Source organism: Mycetohabitans rhizoxinica HKI 454 (assembly GCF_000198775.1).
GTDB lineage: Bacteria > Pseudomonadota > Gammaproteobacteria > Burkholderiales > Burkholderiaceae > Mycetohabitans > Mycetohabitans rhizoxinica.
The window spans coordinates 640,895-657,854 of sequence record NC_014722.1; the positions used below are offsets into that span (position 1 = coordinate 640,895).

Consider the following 16,960-nt stretch of genomic DNA (forward strand, 5'->3'; position numbering starts at 1 on the left):
GGCGGCCGGCACGAAAGCCAAATCTAAGGAAAACCATGATGTTCAGACGATTTTTGCAGTGCATGACACGTGGGCGCCCATGGGCGGCCGGCTGGCTTGCGATGCTGGTGCTGTCGGGGTGCGCCAGCTATGTGACTTCGGATGTGATCGCGTTCAATGCGTGGAGTACCAGCGCCTCGGACCGTGACCGCACTTTTGCATTCAAGCGTGATGCGCAGCAGCAGAACAGTATTGAGCAGCGCACCTATGAGGCGCAACTCGCTGACGAGTTGTCACACTACAATTTCCGACAGGTGGCGCCGGCCAGTGCCCACTATGACGTCGAACTGGCCTATGGCACGCACGCCGGCAGCATTGTCGTGCAGCAACCCATCTATACTGATCCATGGTGGCCAGGATGGGGGCGATTCGGCCCGTGGGGGCCGTTCGGCATGATGCCGACCTACGTCGATACGGCACTGCCCGTGTTCATGCAGCGCTTGACGATCCGCATAACAGAGCGCGCGAGCGGCAAGGAGCGGTACAAGGTCACGGCGACGACGCCGACCGCGCGCCAGGCGCTGCCGCTCGCCATGCCATACCTGATACGCAGCGCGCTGGCCGACTTCCCGTTGCAAAACGGCACGACCCGGCAGGTGCGCTTGCCTGCCCAGTTGCACGGACAGGCGGCGGGCGACGCGCCGTCGTCCAACGAGAAGGCTGCAGTGGCGGCGTCTCCGATGCGCGACGAGCAGCCGGCCTCGGCTGCGTCACCGAGTGTGGGGCGCTGAGCGCAAGTGCGGGGCACCGAGTGCTTGCGGCTTAACGGGGTCATGGACCACCCAACGGGGTTATTGGCTGCTAAGGTCGATGCCGCACAGTGCCAGCACGCCGAGCACGATGAACATGACCGCGGCCACCGCGTGCACTGCGGTGGTGGGCAACCGGTGGGCAAAACGCTCGCCTAGGAAAATCGCTGGCACGTTGGCAAGCATCATGCCGAGCGTGGTGCCGATGACCACGCTCGGCAGGTCGTGAAATCGCGCGGCCAGTGCGATCGTCGCAATCTGCGTCTTGTCGCCCATTTCCGCGATAAAGAACGTGAGCACCGTCGTGCCGAAAATGCCCAGCCGGGTCTGCGCGGGCCGCGCGTCTTCGGCGCGCAATCTATCTGGCACCAGCACCCACGCGCCCATTGCGATGAACGACAGCGCGAGCGCCCAGCGCATCGCGTCGGGCGTGAGCAGCGACGACAACCACTGGCCGAGCGCGCCTGCGCCGGCATGGTTCGCCAGCGTGGCGGCCAGCACGCCGAACACGATTGGCCAGGGCTTGCGATAGCGGGCGGCGAGCACGAGGGATAGCAGCTGTGTCTTGTCGCCGATCTCGGCGAGTGCGACGCTGCCGGCGCAAACGAGGAAAGCTTCGGTCATCAATGAGGTTATCCGCAGGCCGTGGATGCGCAAACGACGATTCACGCGCTGCCCGGCCTGTTCCGGCAGTTCGTGGATTATCGGTCTTATCGCAGCTGGACCGCGAGTTCGGGCGGCGTGGCCCTTGAATGGACCAGGCGGCCTGCGGCATACGTGTGCGCGACCGCACGATCATCGCCGAGCAGCGCGAACGCGAATAGCAGCGCCTCGAGCGAGTCCGCCTGCGCGGTGCGGCGCGCGAGCAGCGTGGTGGCGGCCGGGTCCAGCACGATAAAATCCGCCTCGCTGCCCGCCGCCAGCGTGCCAATGTGCCCGGCCAGCTCAAGTGCGTGAGCGGCCGCAGCGGTGGCCAGCCAGAACATGCGCAACGCGCTTAGATGGTACCCGCGCAGGCGCGCGATCTTGTGGGCTTCGTTCATCGTCTGCAGCATCGAGAACGAGGTTCCTGCGCCGACGTCGCTACCCAAAGCGACCGGCATGTTGGTGGCGTCGGCCGCCTCAAAGTCGAACAGGCCGCTACCCAGGAACAGGTTTGAGGTCGGGCAGTGCGACGCGAGCGCGCCGCAGGCGGCCATGCGTGCGCGGTCGACGTCATCCAGGTGGATGCAATGGCCGTAGATCGCGCGGCGCCTTAGCAACCCGTAGTGCTCGTAGACGTCTAGGTAGCTGCGGTGCCCGGGAAACAGCTGCGCGACCCAGGCGATCTCGTCGGTGTTCTCGGCCACATGGCTTTGGATGAATACGTCCGGATGGGCGGCGGCCAGCGTGCGGCATGCGTCCAGTTGTGCCTGTGTCGAGGTCGGCGCAAAGCGCGGCGTCAATGCGTACAACTGGCGTCCGGTACCGTGCCAGCGTGTCATTAGCGCTAAGCTGTCGTCATAGCCGCTTTGCGCGGTATCGCGCAGAAACGGCGGGCAGTTGCGGTCCATCAGTACCTTGCCGGCAATCAGCCGCAGGTTCCGCGCGTGGCTGGCCTCGAACAACGCGTGCACCGATTGAGGATGCACGCTGCAATACACTGCCGCGCTGGTCGTGCCGGCCGCCAGTAGCTGGTCCAGGAAAAAGTCGGCGACCTCGCGCGCGTAGGCCGCGTCCTCGAAGCGGCGCTCGGCCGGGAAGGTCCACGTCTGCAACCATGGCAGCAGGCTAGGCGCGGGCGAGGCGATGATCTCAGTTTGCGCAAAGTGCAGATGCGTGTCGATGAAACCGGGCACGATCAGCTTGTCGCGCAACGAGATGACGCTCGCCTGCGCGGTGATGCGCGGTGCGACGGCATCGTAGGCGCCGCTGGCGACGACGCGGCCATGCTCGACGAGCAGCGCGCCGTCCTCGTTGAAGCTCGCCCGTTGCTCAGCGCCCGGATAGATACCATCGAACGGCGCATCGAAGACGAGGAGCCTGGCGCGATAAACAGTCTGGGCCATGGTTGTCCTGCGGTCAAAGCAAATCAGAGTTGGGCCAGCATCAACCCCGACAGCGCCGCGCTCGCCCACATGGCTGGCTTGACCTCGCGGGCCCGGCCGACGAACAGCTTCAGCACGACAAAGGCCAGAAAGCCATACGCGATGCCAGCGGTAATCGAGTACGTGAGCGGAATTAGGATCATCGCGATGAACGCGGGTATCGCCTCATCGAAACGGTGCCATTCGATCCGCGTAATCGGCTCCATCATGAACACGCCGACCAGCACGAGCGCCGGGGCGGTGGCAATCGCCGGCACCAGCGACAGCAGCGGAGAAAGGAACAGAAAGGGCAGGAAGCACACCGCGGCGACCACCGCAACCAGCCCGGTGCGCCCGCCCGCGGAAATGCCCGCAGCCGACTCGATGTAGGCGTTGGCCGGCGACGTGCCCAGCGGCGCGGACACCAGTGCCGAGAACGCGTCGACGATCATCGATTGCCGGATGTTGCGCGGGTTGCCATCGGCATCCAGCAGGTTGCCGGCGTTGGACACGGCCATGAATGTGGACAGCGCATCGAAAAACGAAGTGAACAGCATCACGAAGATAAACGGCCAGTATGCGACCTTCAGCGCCCCGACCAGGTCCAGTTGAAACAGCGCGGAGAAGTCCGGCGCTGCGACCAGGCCGTGCCAGTTCACCAGCGTGGGCATGGCCATCGCCGCCGGCCAGTACGCGCTGCCGTCGCCCCACAGGCGCCCGATTGGGATCGCCAGGATCGTCGTGACGACAATGCCGATCATCAGCGCACCGGTGACGCGACGTGCCACCAGCACCGTGGTGACCGCCAGGCCGGCGAGGAACGTAACGATCACCGGGTTCAGCGACGCGGCACGCACGATGGTCACCGGATCGGAAATCACAAATTTCGCATTGACCAGCCCGATCAGCGAGATGAACAGACCGATGCCGCACGACAGCGCGTGCCGCAGATTGGCCGGGATCGCGTCGACCACGAGCCGACGCACGTTGAAGGCGGCCAGCACCGCGAAGATCACGCCCGCCCAGAACACGCAGCCCAGCGCCGTTTGCCACGGCATCTTGCCGGCGTGCACCATGACGAACGCAAACAGCGCATTCATCCCCATGCCGGGCGCGACCAGCACCGGGTTGCGCGCGTACAAGCCCATCGCACAACTGCCGGCGAAGCTAACCAGCACCGTGGCGCTGAGCGCGGCCGGAAATGGGATGCCCGCCTGTGACAGGATGGCAGGATTGACCACGATGATGTACATCGACGTCAGAAACGTCGTGATGCCGGCCACCACCTCGGTGCGCACGCTCGAACCGTTCTCGCGCACGCCGAAGAAGCGCTCCAGCAGCGAAGCGTTGGCTGCCGCGCCGCGTTGACTTTCCATAGTTTGTTTCTCCTAAGTTCCGCTTCAGTGCGTTATGGCTGGGCTTGCGGCGTATGCCAGTATGCGTCCAGCAATGACAGGTAGGCCGCGCGTTGCGCGTCGGTGATGAACGATGCCTCGAATCCGTTGCGGATGATCTTGTACAACTCGTCGTCGGTCAGCTTCAGCGCGTCGGCGATCGCCAGGTAATTCTGGTTGATGTAGCCGCCGAAATAAGCCGGATCGTCGGAATTGATCGTCACCATCACGTCGGCATCCAGCAGCCGCTTCAGCGTATGCTCGGTCATGTCGTTGACGACGCACAACTTCAGGTTTGACAGGGGGCACACGGTCAGCGCAACACGCGCGTCCGCCAGCCGCGCGACCAATGCCGCGTCCTCGATGCTGCGCACGCCGTGGTCGACGCGATGTACGTCCAGTACGTCGAGCGCCTCGACGACGTATGCCGGCGGCCCCTCTTCACCCGCGTGGGCGACCAGCTTCAAGCCCCGCTCCTTCGCGAGGGCAAACACGCGTGCGAACTTGGACGGAGGATGACCGTACTCGGATGAATCTAGTCCAACGCCGATCAGCCTGTGCCCATACCGCTCGAACATCGGCAGCGCGGCATCGAACGTCTGCAACGCATGTTCTTCCGGCAGATGGCGCAGAAAGCACGGGATCAGCTTGCTGGAAAGCCCCCGCGCGTCGGCCTGCGCCAGCGCCCGCTCCATGCCGGTCACCATGGTCTCGATCGACACGCCGCGTTCGATATGTGTCTGCGGGTCGAAGAAGATTTCCGCATGGACGACGTGATCGGCCATGGCGCGTTCGACGTACGCCGCAGTCATGTCGTAGAAGTCCTGTTCGTGCAGCAGCACGCTTGCGCCGGCGTAATAAATATCCAGAAACGACTGCAGGTCGGTGAACGCGTACGCGTCGCGCAGCGCCTGGATTGTCGGGTACGGCAGCGCAACGCCGTTGCGGCGGGCCAGCTCGAAAATCAATTCTGGCTCCAGCGAGCCCTCGATATGGATATGCAGCTCCGCTTTCGGCGCGTGCGTGATCTTGTCTGCGAGGATCGGGTTCATGGCGACTGTGACATCGTGTAGGGATGGCGTTGTTCTACCACACGCAACAGTTGTGCCGCTACGGCGATCGCCATCGACGTGGGCGCCTTGCTTGCCACGCCCTCGATACCGATTGGGCACGTCATCCGAGCCAATTGGGTAGGCCCGATGCCTCGCGGATCGCTCCGCGTGGGGGCCTGTTGGCCGCTGCGCAGGCACGGGCAAAGCAGCGCCGATGAAAGGACTTCCGCAATGGCGTATGGAGCGATGACGGGGGATGGCCAGGTGGCATCGCGCAACAGTGTTCGGTGCTGCGCGGATCAGCGCTCACCCGGATATTAGGCGCTCAGCATCACACCTCACACCTCACGCATCGCGCCTCATGCTTGGCGCGATGCGCGCAGCTTGCGGGTGCGCCATAGACTGCGCGAGACGAGCACGAACATGAGGCCGAACGCGATCAGTCCCCATTGTGGCAGGCTCAAGCCAAGGATCGGCGGGTACGGTATCTCGCACAGTCCCGCGACCTTGAACGCGCCGGGCCACAGCTTGGCGAGCGGCAGCGCATCGACGATCGGCTCGAGTGCGTCGAAGCCGCAATTGAACGACGGATTGGCCTGGACCTCGATATGCTGGATCGCGGCGGCCATCCCGCCGGCCGCCGCAACGACGATCAGTGTCTCCAATACCGCGATGCCGCGCCACCCCCGTAGCGTCGCGCCGGTGAATGCGAACACGGCGATCAGCAAGAAGAAGTAGCGCTGGATGATGCACAACGGGCAGGGATCTTCGTGTTTGAAGTACTGCAGATACAACGCGCCGCTGATGAGGGCGACGCAGGCCAGTCCCAGCAGGACCAGTAGGCGTCGCTCACGGCGCACTCTCAAAGAATCATTCATAGTGTTTTACCCAGTGAGGACACGTCGGGGCACGTCGCACAAGGCCGGCATGCGGTCATCGCAGCGGTGCGAGCACGGCTTCGACCGCGCGGCCCAGCATGAGCAGCGCAGTGTCGCGACCAGTGCCTGAGGCCAGCATCAGGCCGACCGGCGCTTCGCCATGACGCGAGCACGGCAACGACAGCGCGCAGCCGTCGAGGTAATTGATCAGGCTCGGGTTGCGCAGTATCGTTGCGTTGACGCGCGCATAGACAGCGTCATCCGCTTGCAGTTCCGCGATGCGCGGCGGCTCGATGGGCACGGTCGGACAGACGATGGCATCGAAGCTGTGCCATAGCGGCTCGGCCTGCGCGATGATGTCGGCTCGCTCGCGCAGCAACTCGATATAGTCGGCCGCGCTAGCGTGCTCGCCCTTGCGGATGCGGGCCAGTACGCGCGGGTCATAGTCGCTGGCACGGTTTTCGATCAGCTTGCGGTGCCATGCGAACGACTCGATCGATGGCAGGTTCAGCCGGTTGATGTGCGCGAGGCGCTCGAGCGGCGCGAAACGCAGTTCGCTGACCCGCGCGCCGGCCGCCGAAAGGTGCTGGAGGGCGTCGTCATAGGCGCGCGCCACGCTCAGGTCCATGTCGTCGAGCATCAGGTGGGTCAGCGCGCCGAGCCGCACGCCTTCGATGGGCCGCGCTGGCGGCACGACAGGTGGCAGGCCGGCCAAGATCCGGTCGGTGAGGGCGCAGCAGGCGACCGACGAGCCGATGGGGCCGACCGAGTCGAGCGACGAGGACAGGGGCAGCACGCCATCGGTCGGAATGCGCCGCGCGGTTGGCTTAAAGCCGGTCAACCCACACAACGCGGCTGGGATGCGGACCGAGCCGCCGGTGTCCGTGCCGAGCCCAACCGCAGCCATCCCGTCGGCAACGCACGCGGCCGCCCCCGACGACGAGCCGCCGGCAATGCGGCGTTCGGCGTCGTCGGCGGTGCGCTGCCATGGCGAGGCCGGCGTGCCGTAGTGGGGGTTCAGTCCCAGGCCGGAGAAAGCGAACTCGGTCATGTTGGTGCGTCCGATGATGACCGCGCCGGCTTGTTGCAGCCGTGCGACCGTGCTCGCATCGGTGCGAGCGGGCGGCGCGTCAGACAACACGACCGAGCCCGCGCGCGTGACCTGGCCGGCGATGTCGAACAGGTCCTTGATCGAGACCGGCACGCCCATCAGCGGCGACAGCACCGTGCCGGCGGCGCGCAGCTTGTCCAGCGCATCCGCGCATTGGCGAGCCGCCTGCGCGTGCACCTGAATGAACACCGAGCGGCCTTGCCCGTGCGGCGCGGCGATCCGCTCAAGTGTGGTCTCGACCAACTCGCGGCTGGTGCTCGTGCCGGCCTGCAGCGCGGCGGCAAGTGCCGACAACGGCGGCAGCGGCGTGAAATCAGCGGTGCGGGAAACTGTCATGATCGAAGTCCATCCGGCAAGCAATGTGGGGTCGTGGCGTCGTCGTGGAAAACATCGTGCCGTGCACGCATTGTATGCGAATGAAGGCCGTTGTTTGCCCGTGCGCGGTGAACGGCGGATAATGCGCGAACCCTGGCTGAAAATGTGCGGTTCTGCACGTCTGACGATTCACCATGAGCGAACACTCGACTCCCCGCTTCGTTGAATCCGCGGCCGTCGCCCCTGTGGCGCAAGGCGCGGCGCCAGCGCCGCCGGCCGCCGATGCCTTCTGCGTCAAGCCGCAACCCGAGGCCGAAACGGCGGGCGGCGTGCCCTCGGGCGCGCCGCCCAAGGATCTCTATCAAACGGTGCCCGACTTCGGCACGCCCTCTCATCCGCCGCCGCAGGCGTATGCGCGTGAGCCGGCGTCGCGGCCCAATTACCTGAAACAGTCCGATTCGGCGTGGAGCGTGTTCGGGCGCATCATCGCCGCGCGTGCACGGCAACTATTCGACCGTGCCGGCCAGCGCATCACGCAGCGTACGCTGCGCATCGGGGTGTCGGCGCGCATCTTCCATCCCGAGCCGGGCGGCAAGGGCCTGCGCGGTAAGACGCTGCAATACCTGGAAGAGTCCGTCGCGCATTGGGTGATGTCGCGCGACGTGCTCGTGATGATGATCCCCACGGTCGGGCATGCCGGCATGCTGCATCCTAGCAACATCAGGCTGCGCGATTATGCCCGTCACCTGGATGGTCTGGTGTTGCAAGGCGGCGCCGACGTGTCGCCGCAAACCTATGCAGACAGTGGCGCGCGGCTCGAGTGGCCGGGCGACCGCGTGCGGGACATGTACGAACTGGAACTGCTGCACGAATTCATCGAGTCGGGCAAGCCGGTGCTGGGCATTTGCCGAGGATGCCAATTGATCAACGTCGCGTTCGGCGGCACGCTGTACCAGGACATCGCCACGGACCTGCCCAACGCCGTGCCTCATGTGAACGAGCAATACGACCGGCATCGTCATGCGATCCTATTTCCGGAAGGCTCGACGCTGGCCAGCCTGTTCCCCGGCAAGCGCGACGCGCTGGTCAACTCGATTCACCACCAGGCGGTGAAGACTGTCGGGCGTGACCTGAGCGTCGAGGCGATCTCGGCCGACGACGGCCTAGTGGAGGCCGTGCGCTATCGCCGCTCGCCGTTCGTCGTCGGCGTCCAGTGGCATCCCGAATTCCACCGCGCGGGCGGCGCCGAACTGCTTGACTGTACGCCGCTGCTCGATACGTTTCTGCGCGCGGCGCGCGAGACCCGCTTCTAACCGTCGATGTTTTTCCTCAGGAGGCCAGATGACTGCGACAACCGTGTCAGAATCGAAAGTGCGTGCCGTATTCCGCGTGACCAGTGGCAATTTCTTGGAGATGTACGACTTCATGGTCTACGGCTACTATGCGTCGGCGATCGCGAAGACGTACTTCCCGGTTGGCAGTGCGTTCGCGTCGCTGATGCTGTCGTTGTCGGTGTTTGGCGCCGGCTTCCTGATGCGCCCGCTCGGGGCGATCGTGTTAGGGGCGTACATCGATCATCATGGGCGCCGCAAGGGCCTCATCTTGACCTTGTTGCTGATGGCGGTTGGGACCGCGGCGGTGGCGCTCGTGCCCGGCTATGCGACGATCGGGCTGGCGGCACCGGCACTGGTGCTGGCCGGTAGGCTGCTGCAAGGCTTCTCCGCCGGGGTCGAGCTTGGTGGCGTATCGGTCTATCTGGCGGAGATCGCAACCAAGGGGCGCAAGGGCTTCTACTGCGCGTGGCAGTCGGGTAGCCAGCAGGTGGCGGTGGTTTTTGCCGCGTTGCTCGGCGTGATCCTGAACCGCGTGTTGCCGACCGACCAAATGGGTGAGTGGGGCTGGCGGATACCTTTCCTAATCGGTTGCCTGATCGTTCCGTTTCTGTTCCTGATCCGGCGATCGCTGACGGAGACTGACGAATTTTTGGCGCGCAAGCATCGCCCGACGATGGGCGAGATCTTCGCATCGATGGTCGCGAACTGGCGCACGGTGATCGCCGGCATGGGCCTGGTCATCATGACCACGGTGTCTTTTTATCTGATCACCGCGTACACACCCACCTTCGGCAAGGAGGTGCTCAAGCTGTCTGCTGTGGATACGCTCGTGGTGACGATTTGCATCGGCCTGTCGAATTTGTTCTGGCTGCCGGTCAGTGGCGCACTGTCGGACCGAATCGGGCGCCGTGCGATCCTGGTTGCGTTCACGCTGATCGCCCTGGTGAGCGTGTATCCGGCGATGCAATGGCTGGTTGCGCGACCCTCGTTCGAGCGGTTGCTGGCGGTGCAGCTGTGGCTCTCGTTCATCTACGCATGCTATAACGGCGCCATGGTGGTCGGCTTGACCGAGGTGATGCCCGTTGAGGTGCGTACCGTCGGGTTTTCGCTCGCGTACAGTCTGGCCACGACCATCGGCGGCTTCACGCCGGCGATCTCGACCTACCTGATCCATGTGACCGGCAACCAGGCGGCGCCGGGTTTGTGGATGTCGGCCGCCGCGCTGTGCGGCCTGATCGCGACGCTGGCCCTGTACCGCAGCGAGGCGGCACGCAATCGGTACAAGCTGGCTTAGGCGTGTGTGCGCGCCGTCGTGGCGGCGATCTCGTCCCGGACCCGGGAGATCACATCCTCCCACTGGCCGGCTACGCGTTGCCGTACCAGGCGCGCGCGCGGATACCACGGCGTGCGGTGCGGGTCCTCGAACCAGCGCCAGTCGGCCGCGAACGGCAGCATTAACCAAAGTGGTGCGCCCAGCGCGCCGGCCAGGTGCGCGATCGACGTGTCGACCGATACCATGGCATCCAATTGCTCGATGATGGCGGCAGTGTCGGCAAAATCGCCGATCGCTGCGTCCAGCCGATGCACGTGCGTAGCCTGCATCGCGTTGAACGCGTCGAGATCGGCGCGAGTCCAGTCACATTGCAGCACGAACCAGTCAATCTGCGGCAGTGTCAGCAACGGCTTGAGCACATCGAACGGCACTGCTCGGGTTTCGTTCGGCTGTATGCGGCCGGACCAGGCGAGGCCAATCCGGCTCGGTGCGTGGCGTGTGAGGCGGCCTTGCCACTTGTGCTGATACGCGAGCGGCACTTGCAGATACGGCACGCTGGTCTCGTGCAGCGTCTGGTCATCCAGGTTTAACACTCGTGGCAGGCTCAGCAATGGAACATGGCAGTCGCAGGGGGGCAGCCGCGTGCCATCATGCACGAGCGTGATGCGATGGCGCGCGCAGAACGGCTCGAGCAGGCGTGCCAGTTCGACTTGTACTTGCAACACGACGTGCGCGGCAAGTGGCACCAGCCGCGGCACATAACGCAAAAAGTGCAACGTGTCACCGAGCCCTTGTTCCGCGTGGACCAGCAGCGTTTGGTCCGCCAGCGGCACATCGCCGAGCCAGCGCGGCAAGTCGATCGTGTGGGGCGTCGCCAACGTTGCATGGCGCCACTCATAGGCGCGCCAGCCGCGTACGAAATCGCGGCGGGTTAGATACATCATCGCCAAATTCAGGTGCACGCTGGGCTAGGCGCGTTGCTTGCTGTCGCGCTGCCGCATGGGAAGCGCCGCCGAATGGTCTAAACTGAACCGAACAGCAGTGATGGAGTGCAGCATGGCCCATTCTTCGCTACAGCCACCGCAGGTGCTGATCGTGGGCGCCGGCCCGACGGGACTGGCCGCCGCAATGAGTCTAGCGCGCGCGGGTATTGCGGTGCGCGTCATCGACCGCGCGCCGTGTCCCGCCACCACCTCCCGCGCGATCGGAATTCAGGCGCGTACGCTTGAATTGTTCGAGTTGCATCGCGTGGTGGAGCCGTTCATCGAGATCGGGCATCGGGGCCGCGCTGCCCATCTGTACTCGAATGGGCAAACGCTGCTGCGGCTCGATTTTGACCCGCTGCAGACCCGCTATCCTTACCTGCTGTTCGTCGATCAGTCGCAGACGGAGCGGATTCTCGCTGAACATCTGCACACATTGGGCGTGGACATCGAGCGCGGCGTCGAGCTGATCGGGCTGCAGCAGGACGTAGCCGGGGTTGACGCGACACTGCGGCTGCCCGATGGGCGCGTGCAAACGCAGCGGGTACGGTATCTGGTTGGTGCCGACGGCGCACACAGCACGGTGCGCCACTTACTGGGCGTCGCGTTTGCCGGCGAAACGCTTGACCAGTCATTCCTGCTGGCGGATTTGCGCGTGGATTGGACATTGCCGGTCGATGAATTCCAATTGTTTGCCACGGCTGACGGATTGGCAGGGGTCTTTCCGCTGGGCGGTGATCGCTACCGGCTGATCGCGGACCGGCCGCCGCTTGGCGCGGCGCACCAGGCTGCAGTGCGCACCGGGCTGCTACCTGCCACATCGGCGCCGGCTGCCGGGGCGGGCATGCAGCGCGAACGCCGCCGCGCTGGAGACTACTCGGCACAGCTCGACGATGTCGAGGATCGGCAACGCGGGACGGACGATGGCAACGGTCCCTCGCTCGACGAATGCCAGCAGTGGGTCGAGCGCCGCATTCATGTGCCGGTGCGGCTGTCGCAACTAGCGTGGTCCTCCTATTTCCACATTCACAGCCGGATGGTGGCGCGGCTGCGCACCGGCAACGTGTTCCTGGCCGGAGACGCCGCGCACGTGCATAGCCCAGCGGGTGCGCAGGGGATGAACACCGGGATCCATGAGGCACTGAACCTAGGTTGGAAACTGGCGCAGGTGCTCAACGGCGGTGCTCCGGATCACTTGCTCGAGACGTACCATCTCGAGCGCAATCCGATTGAGCGCGGCGTGCTGCGGCAGACCAGCTTCGCTACGCATCTGGTCGAGGCCGATCACGGCGTACTGCGGCTCGTGCGCGACCGGCTGATGCCGCTGATCGCTTCGCTCGGGCCGGTTCGTGATGCTGCGCGCCGCGCCGTGAGCGAGCTTGCGATTCAGTACCGGCGCAGCCCGCTGACGTTGGAGTGCCCACTCGACGGGGGCGTGCGCGCTGGCGAGCGGGCACCGGACGCATTGGTGCATGTGATGGATGGCCCGCTCGGCCAAGTGCCGTATGTGGCTCGCCTGTTCGACTTGTACGATCCGGCGAGTTTTACTTTGCTGATGCTTGTGTCGGCTGACGATGACGAGTCGCGCGCGCGTGAAGAGGCCGGCGCCTTGGGCGGTTTTGCTGCCAAGGTCGAGGCATTGCTTCGTGCGCGCGTGCGGACATGGCGGGTGAGCGATACGCAACAGCCGTGCGATGTAGCGGGCGAGACCGCCTCATCGCTGGCCTTTAGCTACGGACGCACGCGCCCGTGCTTCTACCTGGTTCGTCCGGACGGCTACGTTGCGACCCGCGGACGGCTGCTGAGCGATGCGCCCGCGCTGCTGCGCTATTGCGAGGATTGGTTTGGCGCGCTGCCGCAAACGCAGCGTGCGGGCGAACCGACGGAAGCATCGCCCCGCTAGCCGCTAGCGGCGAAGCCATATGACGCTGGCCAGCCCGGCCAGCGTCATCAGCACCGAGCCGGCGAGATGGATCGCGGCCTCGCCGGCGGCCCAGCCGATGCGCCCGGCTTGCAGATGCGCGGTGATTTCGGCGGAGAACGTCGAAAACGTCGACAAGCCACCCATCAAGCCGGTGATGACGAATAGCCGCCATTGCGGCGCGAGATCCGCATGCTTGCCGAAGTACGCAATGGACACGCCTATTACATAACCGGCGATCAGATTCGAGGCGAGCGTGCCGAGCGGCAACGCGGGAAGCAGGGGGTTGTAGCGCGTGCTGAGCACCCAGCGCAGCAGCGAGCCGAGCGCGCCGCCTAGCGCGACTGCGGCTATCGATGAAAGCATCGCGGGTTCCATTCGGGCGCTGCCCGGTAGACTAAATCCTGGATTCTAGCGGATACGTCGTCCGTCGCCATGGTGTGGTGTACAGGAGTGCGGCGCACAGTCACAGGACGCACACGTGAAGGCCTGCGCGCGCGCTGCTCGGCGCGCACATGGCCCGCGTCATGACACGTGCAGCTGCAGCCGCAGCTGCATGCCTGTCAAGCGCATTGTGCGCGCAAGCGCCTCCCCCGGCTGCGGGGGGGAGCGCGGGTTATGCCGGCGCGGCGGCCGGCATTAACCTGTCACGATAGCGAACAAGGGCCTCGCGCGCGATCGGCATCAACTCGTCCAACGCCGGATCCATGCCGCGATCGAGCGCGTCGAGCAGTGTGCGCCGCATGCGCGGCTCCCAAAAGCGCTTTAGATGATCGGCGATACCTTCGAGCGCGGCGTGCCGATCGGGCATCGATTCGAAGAACTCTCCAATGCGGTTGGCCATGTCGACCAGGGTGTGCAGCGGCATTGCCATTGTCGACTCCTCCTATTGGGCCGTCGCGACGCCCGATGCGTCCAGTAGGGTACGTTCTTTCAGCAGCGCCAGTTGCTGGTCGCTGAAGCGGGCATAGCGCTGCTGCCAGTCCGATAACTGACCGACAACCGGCGTGACCTGCACCGCGGTCACTTTGTACTCTGGGCAATTGGTCGCCCAGTCGGACGAGTCGGTGGTTACCACGTTGGCGCCGGATTCCGGAAAGTGGAACGTCGTGTAGACGACGCCGGGCTGCATCCGCGTGGTCACCAGCGCGCGCAGGACCGTGTGTCCCGCGCGCGACGCGACGCCGACCCAGTCGCCGCTCTTGATTCCCCGGTCCTCTGCGTCCACCGGATGGATCTCCAGCCGGTCCTCTTCATGCCAGCGCGAATTGTCCGTGCGGCGGGTCTGCGCGCCGACATTGTACTGCGACAGGATTCGGCCCGTGGTCAGCAATAGCGGGAACCGGCGGGTGACCTTCTCGCGCGTCGGGATGAACTGCGTGATCACGAAGCGTCCCTTGCCGCGCACGAAGGTGTCCACGTGCATGGTCGGGGTGCCGTGTGGCGCCGCTTCATTGCATGGCCACTGGATGCTGCCCAATTCGTCCAGCCGCGCGTACGATACGCCATGGAAGGTGGGCGTGAGCCGTGCGATTTCGTCCATGATTTGGCTCGGATGGGAATAATCCATCGCGTAGCCCAGCTTGGCGGCCAGCTTGATCGTCACTTGCCAGTCGGCCATGCCGGGTAGCGGGGGCATCACCTGTCGCACGCGGGAAATCCGGCGCTCCGCATTCGTGAACGTGCCATCCTTTTCCAAAAATGACGTGCCCGGCAGGAAAACGTGCGCGTACTTGGCCGTCTCGTTCAGGAAAATATCCTGCACGACGATGCACTCCATCGACGACAGCGCCGCGGCGACATGCTGCGTGTTCGGGTCCGATTGCGCGATGTCCTCGCCCTGGCAATACAGGCCCTTGAACGTGCCGCTCAGCGCGGCATCGAACATGTTCGGAATGCGCAGACCCGGCTCGGGTTGTAGCGTGACGTTCCAAGCGGCCTCGAACAGGCTGCGCGTGGCGGCGTCACCGATATGCCGGTAGCCCGGCAACTCATGCGGGAACGATCCCATGTCGCAGGAGCCCTGCACGTTGTTTTGCCCGCGCAGTGGGTTGACACCGACGCCTTCACGGCCGAGGTTGCCAGTGGCCATCGCCAGATTCGCAATGCCCATCACCATCGTGGAGCCCTGCGAATGTTCGGTGACGCCTAACCCGTAATAAATCGCCGCATTGCCGCCGGTGGCATACAGACGAGCGGCTTCGCGCACCTGCGCCGCCGGCACGCCGGTGATCGACTCGGTGGCTTCCGGCGCGTTCTGTGGCTGGGCCGCGAAATCCCGCCATTGCTCGAATGCGAGCGGCTCGCACCGCTGGGCGATGAAAGCCGTGTCGAGCAGGCCCTCGGTGACAATCACATGCGCGAACGCATTGATGATCGCGACATTCGTGCCCGGGCGCACGGGTAGGTGATACTGCGCGTTGACGTGAGGTCCCTGGACCAGATCGATGCGGCGCGGGTCGATCACGATCAGCTTCGCGCCTTCGCGCAGGCGCCGCTTAAGCCGTGAGCCGAATACCGGATGGCCATCAGTCGGGTTGGCGCCGATTACCATGATCACGTCGCTATGCGCGACCGATGCGAAAGTCTGCGTGCCGGCCGATTCGCCAAGCGTGGTCTTCAAGCCGTAGCCGGTCGGCGAGTGACACACGCGGGCGCAGGTGTCGACGTTGTTGTTGCCAAATGCCGCCCGCACGAGTTTTTGCACTAGGTACGTCTCTTCGTTCGTGCATCGTGACGATGTGATGCCGCCGATCGACTCGCGTCCGTACTTGTCCTGGATGCGCCGGAACGCGCTGGCCGCGTAGTCCAGCGCCTCATCCCAGCTGACTTCGCGCCACGGCGCGTCGATCGACGCGCGGATCATCGGCCGCGTGATGCGGTCGCGGTGCGTCGCATAGCCCCATGCAAAGCGCCCCTTCACGCAAGCATGGCCCTCGTTGGCGCGGCCGTCCTTGTGCGGCACCATCCGTACCACCTGATTGCCCTTCATCTCGGCCTTTAGCGAACAGCCGACACCGCAATAAGCACAGGTCGTGACGACGGCGTGCTCCGGTTGGCCCAGTTCGGCAATCGATTTTTCGTGCAACGTCGCGGTCGGGCAAGCGGCCACGCACGCTCCACACGAGACACACTCCGATGCCATGAACGAGACGCCTTCGCTTGCCGCAACGCGCGACTCGAAGCCGCGTCCCGCGATGGTCAGCGCAAAGGTGCCTTGCGTTTGCTCGCACGCGCGCACGCATCGGTTGCACACGATGCACTTGCTGGCGTCATAGGTGAAGTACGGGTTCGATTCGTCCTTCGCGTCGCGCAGATGATTGGCGCCATCGTAGCCGTAGCGGACCTCGCGCAGCCCCACGACGCCCGCCATGTCCTGCAACTCGCAACGCCCGTTGGACGGGCACGTCAGACAGTCTAACGGGTGATCGGAAATGTACAACTCCATCACGTTGCGACGCAGCGCCTGCAGCTTGTCGCTTTGCGTGCGCACCTTCATGCCCGGCTCGACCGGCGTCGTGCAGGAGGCCGGATAACCCCGGCGGCCTTCGATCTCGACCAGGCACAGCCGGCACGAGCCGAACGCCTCTAGAGAATCGGTTGCGCATAGTTTCGGCACGCGAACGCCGGCGTGGATCGCCGCGCGCATGACCGATGTGCCTGCCGGCACATCCACCTGCACGCCGTCGATCTGCAGCGACACGCTTGGGCCGTGGCGGGCCGGCGTACCGAAATCGACGTCGTCCAGCGGTACATTGTTCGCGCGGCAAGCGCACGATCCGGACCCGCACCCACCACGAAGGCCATCCTGGCTCATGTCATTCATTGTCTGCTCCTGCGCGTCG

Annotated in this window: 14 protein-coding genes and 1 pseudogene; 4 read left to right on the plus strand and 11 right to left on the minus strand. The window is 64.9% G+C overall.

The annotated features are described in order from the left end of the window. The first annotated feature begins 38 nt into the window (after positions 1-38). Entirely contained in the window at positions 39-770 is a 732-nt protein-coding gene (locus tag RBRH_RS02820; RefSeq protein ID WP_049786440.1) for a DUF4136 domain-containing protein, read from the plus strand. 60 nt (positions 771-830) lie between these two features. On the opposite strand, the gene RBRH_RS02825 is transcribed toward RBRH_RS02820, so the two are convergent. The 7 genes from RBRH_RS02825 to RBRH_RS02850 form a co-directional block, all read right to left on the minus strand. Further along, the gene (locus RBRH_RS02825) at positions 831-1,412 is read right to left on the minus strand and encodes a TMEM165/GDT1 family protein (RefSeq protein WP_041753115.1); all 582 of its coding nucleotides are present in this window, start codon (positions 1,410-1,412) and stop codon (positions 831-833) included. Between the two features lie 86 nt (positions 1,413-1,498). Next, positions 1,499-2,836: a guanine deaminase gene (guaD, locus tag RBRH_RS02830; RefSeq protein WP_049786346.1), complete on the minus strand. Its 1,338-nt coding sequence runs from the start codon at positions 2,834-2,836 to the stop codon at positions 1,499-1,501. Between the two features lie 23 nt (positions 2,837-2,859). After that, positions 2,860-4,230 (minus strand): NCS2 family permease, encoded by a 1,371-nt coding sequence (locus tag RBRH_RS02835; protein ID WP_013434434.1) that lies wholly within the window; start codon positions 4,228-4,230, stop codon positions 2,860-2,862. 32 nt (positions 4,231-4,262) lie between these two features. Continuing rightward, positions 4,263-5,300 (minus strand): adenosine deaminase, encoded by a 1,038-nt coding sequence (locus tag RBRH_RS02840; protein ID WP_041753117.1) that lies wholly within the window; start codon positions 5,298-5,300, stop codon positions 4,263-4,265. Continuing rightward, the gene (locus RBRH_RS20080; protein WP_370645060.1) at positions 5,297-5,425 is read right to left on the minus strand and encodes a hypothetical protein; all 129 of its coding nucleotides are present in this window, start codon (positions 5,423-5,425) and stop codon (positions 5,297-5,299) included. The genes RBRH_RS02840 and RBRH_RS20080 overlap by 4 nt, the downstream gene beginning before the upstream one ends. A gap of 234 nt (positions 5,426-5,659) precedes the next feature. Continuing rightward, positions 5,660-6,178, minus strand: coding sequence for a disulfide bond formation protein B (locus RBRH_RS02845; protein WP_013434436.1), 519 nt, complete (start codon positions 6,176-6,178; stop codon positions 5,660-5,662). Between the two features lie 55 nt (positions 6,179-6,233). Further along, positions 6,234-7,625: an amidase gene (locus tag RBRH_RS02850; RefSeq protein ID WP_041753118.1), complete on the minus strand. Its 1,392-nt coding sequence runs from the start codon at positions 7,623-7,625 to the stop codon at positions 6,234-6,236. 203 nt (positions 7,626-7,828) lie between these two features. Between RBRH_RS02850 and RBRH_RS02855 the strand changes: the two are divergent. Together RBRH_RS02855 and tcuC are read left to right on the plus strand one after the other, a co-directional pair. Continuing rightward, a pseudogene (locus RBRH_RS02855) lies at positions 7,829-8,917 on the plus strand (gamma-glutamyl-gamma-aminobutyrate hydrolase family protein); the annotation flags it as partial. 28 nt (positions 8,918-8,945) lie between these two features. After that, the gene (gene tcuC / locus RBRH_RS02860) at positions 8,946-10,232 is read left to right on the plus strand and encodes an MFS transporter (protein WP_041753120.1); all 1,287 of its coding nucleotides are present in this window, start codon (positions 8,946-8,948) and stop codon (positions 10,230-10,232) included. On the opposite strand, the gene RBRH_RS02865 is transcribed toward tcuC, so the two are convergent. Then, positions 10,229-11,155 (minus strand): glycosyltransferase family 9 protein, encoded by a 927-nt coding sequence (locus RBRH_RS02865; protein ID WP_157864326.1) that lies wholly within the window; start codon positions 11,153-11,155, stop codon positions 10,229-10,231. The two genes, tcuC and RBRH_RS02865, sit on opposite strands and share 4 nt — an antisense overlap. A 112-nt stretch (positions 11,156-11,267) precedes the next feature. On the opposite strand from RBRH_RS02865, the gene RBRH_RS02870 reads away from it, so the two are divergent. Continuing rightward, positions 11,268-13,097 (plus strand): FAD-dependent oxidoreductase, encoded by a 1,830-nt coding sequence (locus tag RBRH_RS02870; RefSeq protein WP_041754076.1) that lies wholly within the window; start codon positions 11,268-11,270, stop codon positions 13,095-13,097. 3 nt (positions 13,098-13,100) lie between these two features. Here RBRH_RS02870 and crcB read toward each other — a convergent pair whose 3' ends face one another. From crcB to fdhF, 3 genes are all read right to left on the minus strand, one after another. Beyond that, positions 13,101-13,481 carry a fluoride efflux transporter CrcB gene (crcB, locus tag RBRH_RS02875; RefSeq protein ID WP_041754077.1) on the minus strand — a complete coding sequence of 127 codons (381 nt, stop codon included), beginning with the start codon at positions 13,479-13,481 and terminating at the stop codon, positions 13,101-13,103. Positions 13,482-13,731: 250 nt separating this feature from the next. Continuing rightward, entirely contained in the window at positions 13,732-13,989 is a 258-nt protein-coding gene (locus tag RBRH_RS02880) for a formate dehydrogenase subunit delta (RefSeq protein WP_013434443.1), read from the minus strand. Positions 13,990-14,001: 12 nt separating this feature from the next. Next, on the minus strand, positions 14,002-16,941 hold the full coding sequence (gene fdhF / locus RBRH_RS02885) for a formate dehydrogenase subunit alpha (protein ID WP_013434444.1): 2,940 nt from the start codon (positions 16,939-16,941) through the stop codon (positions 14,002-14,004). Positions 16,942-16,960: the final 19 nt, after the last annotated feature.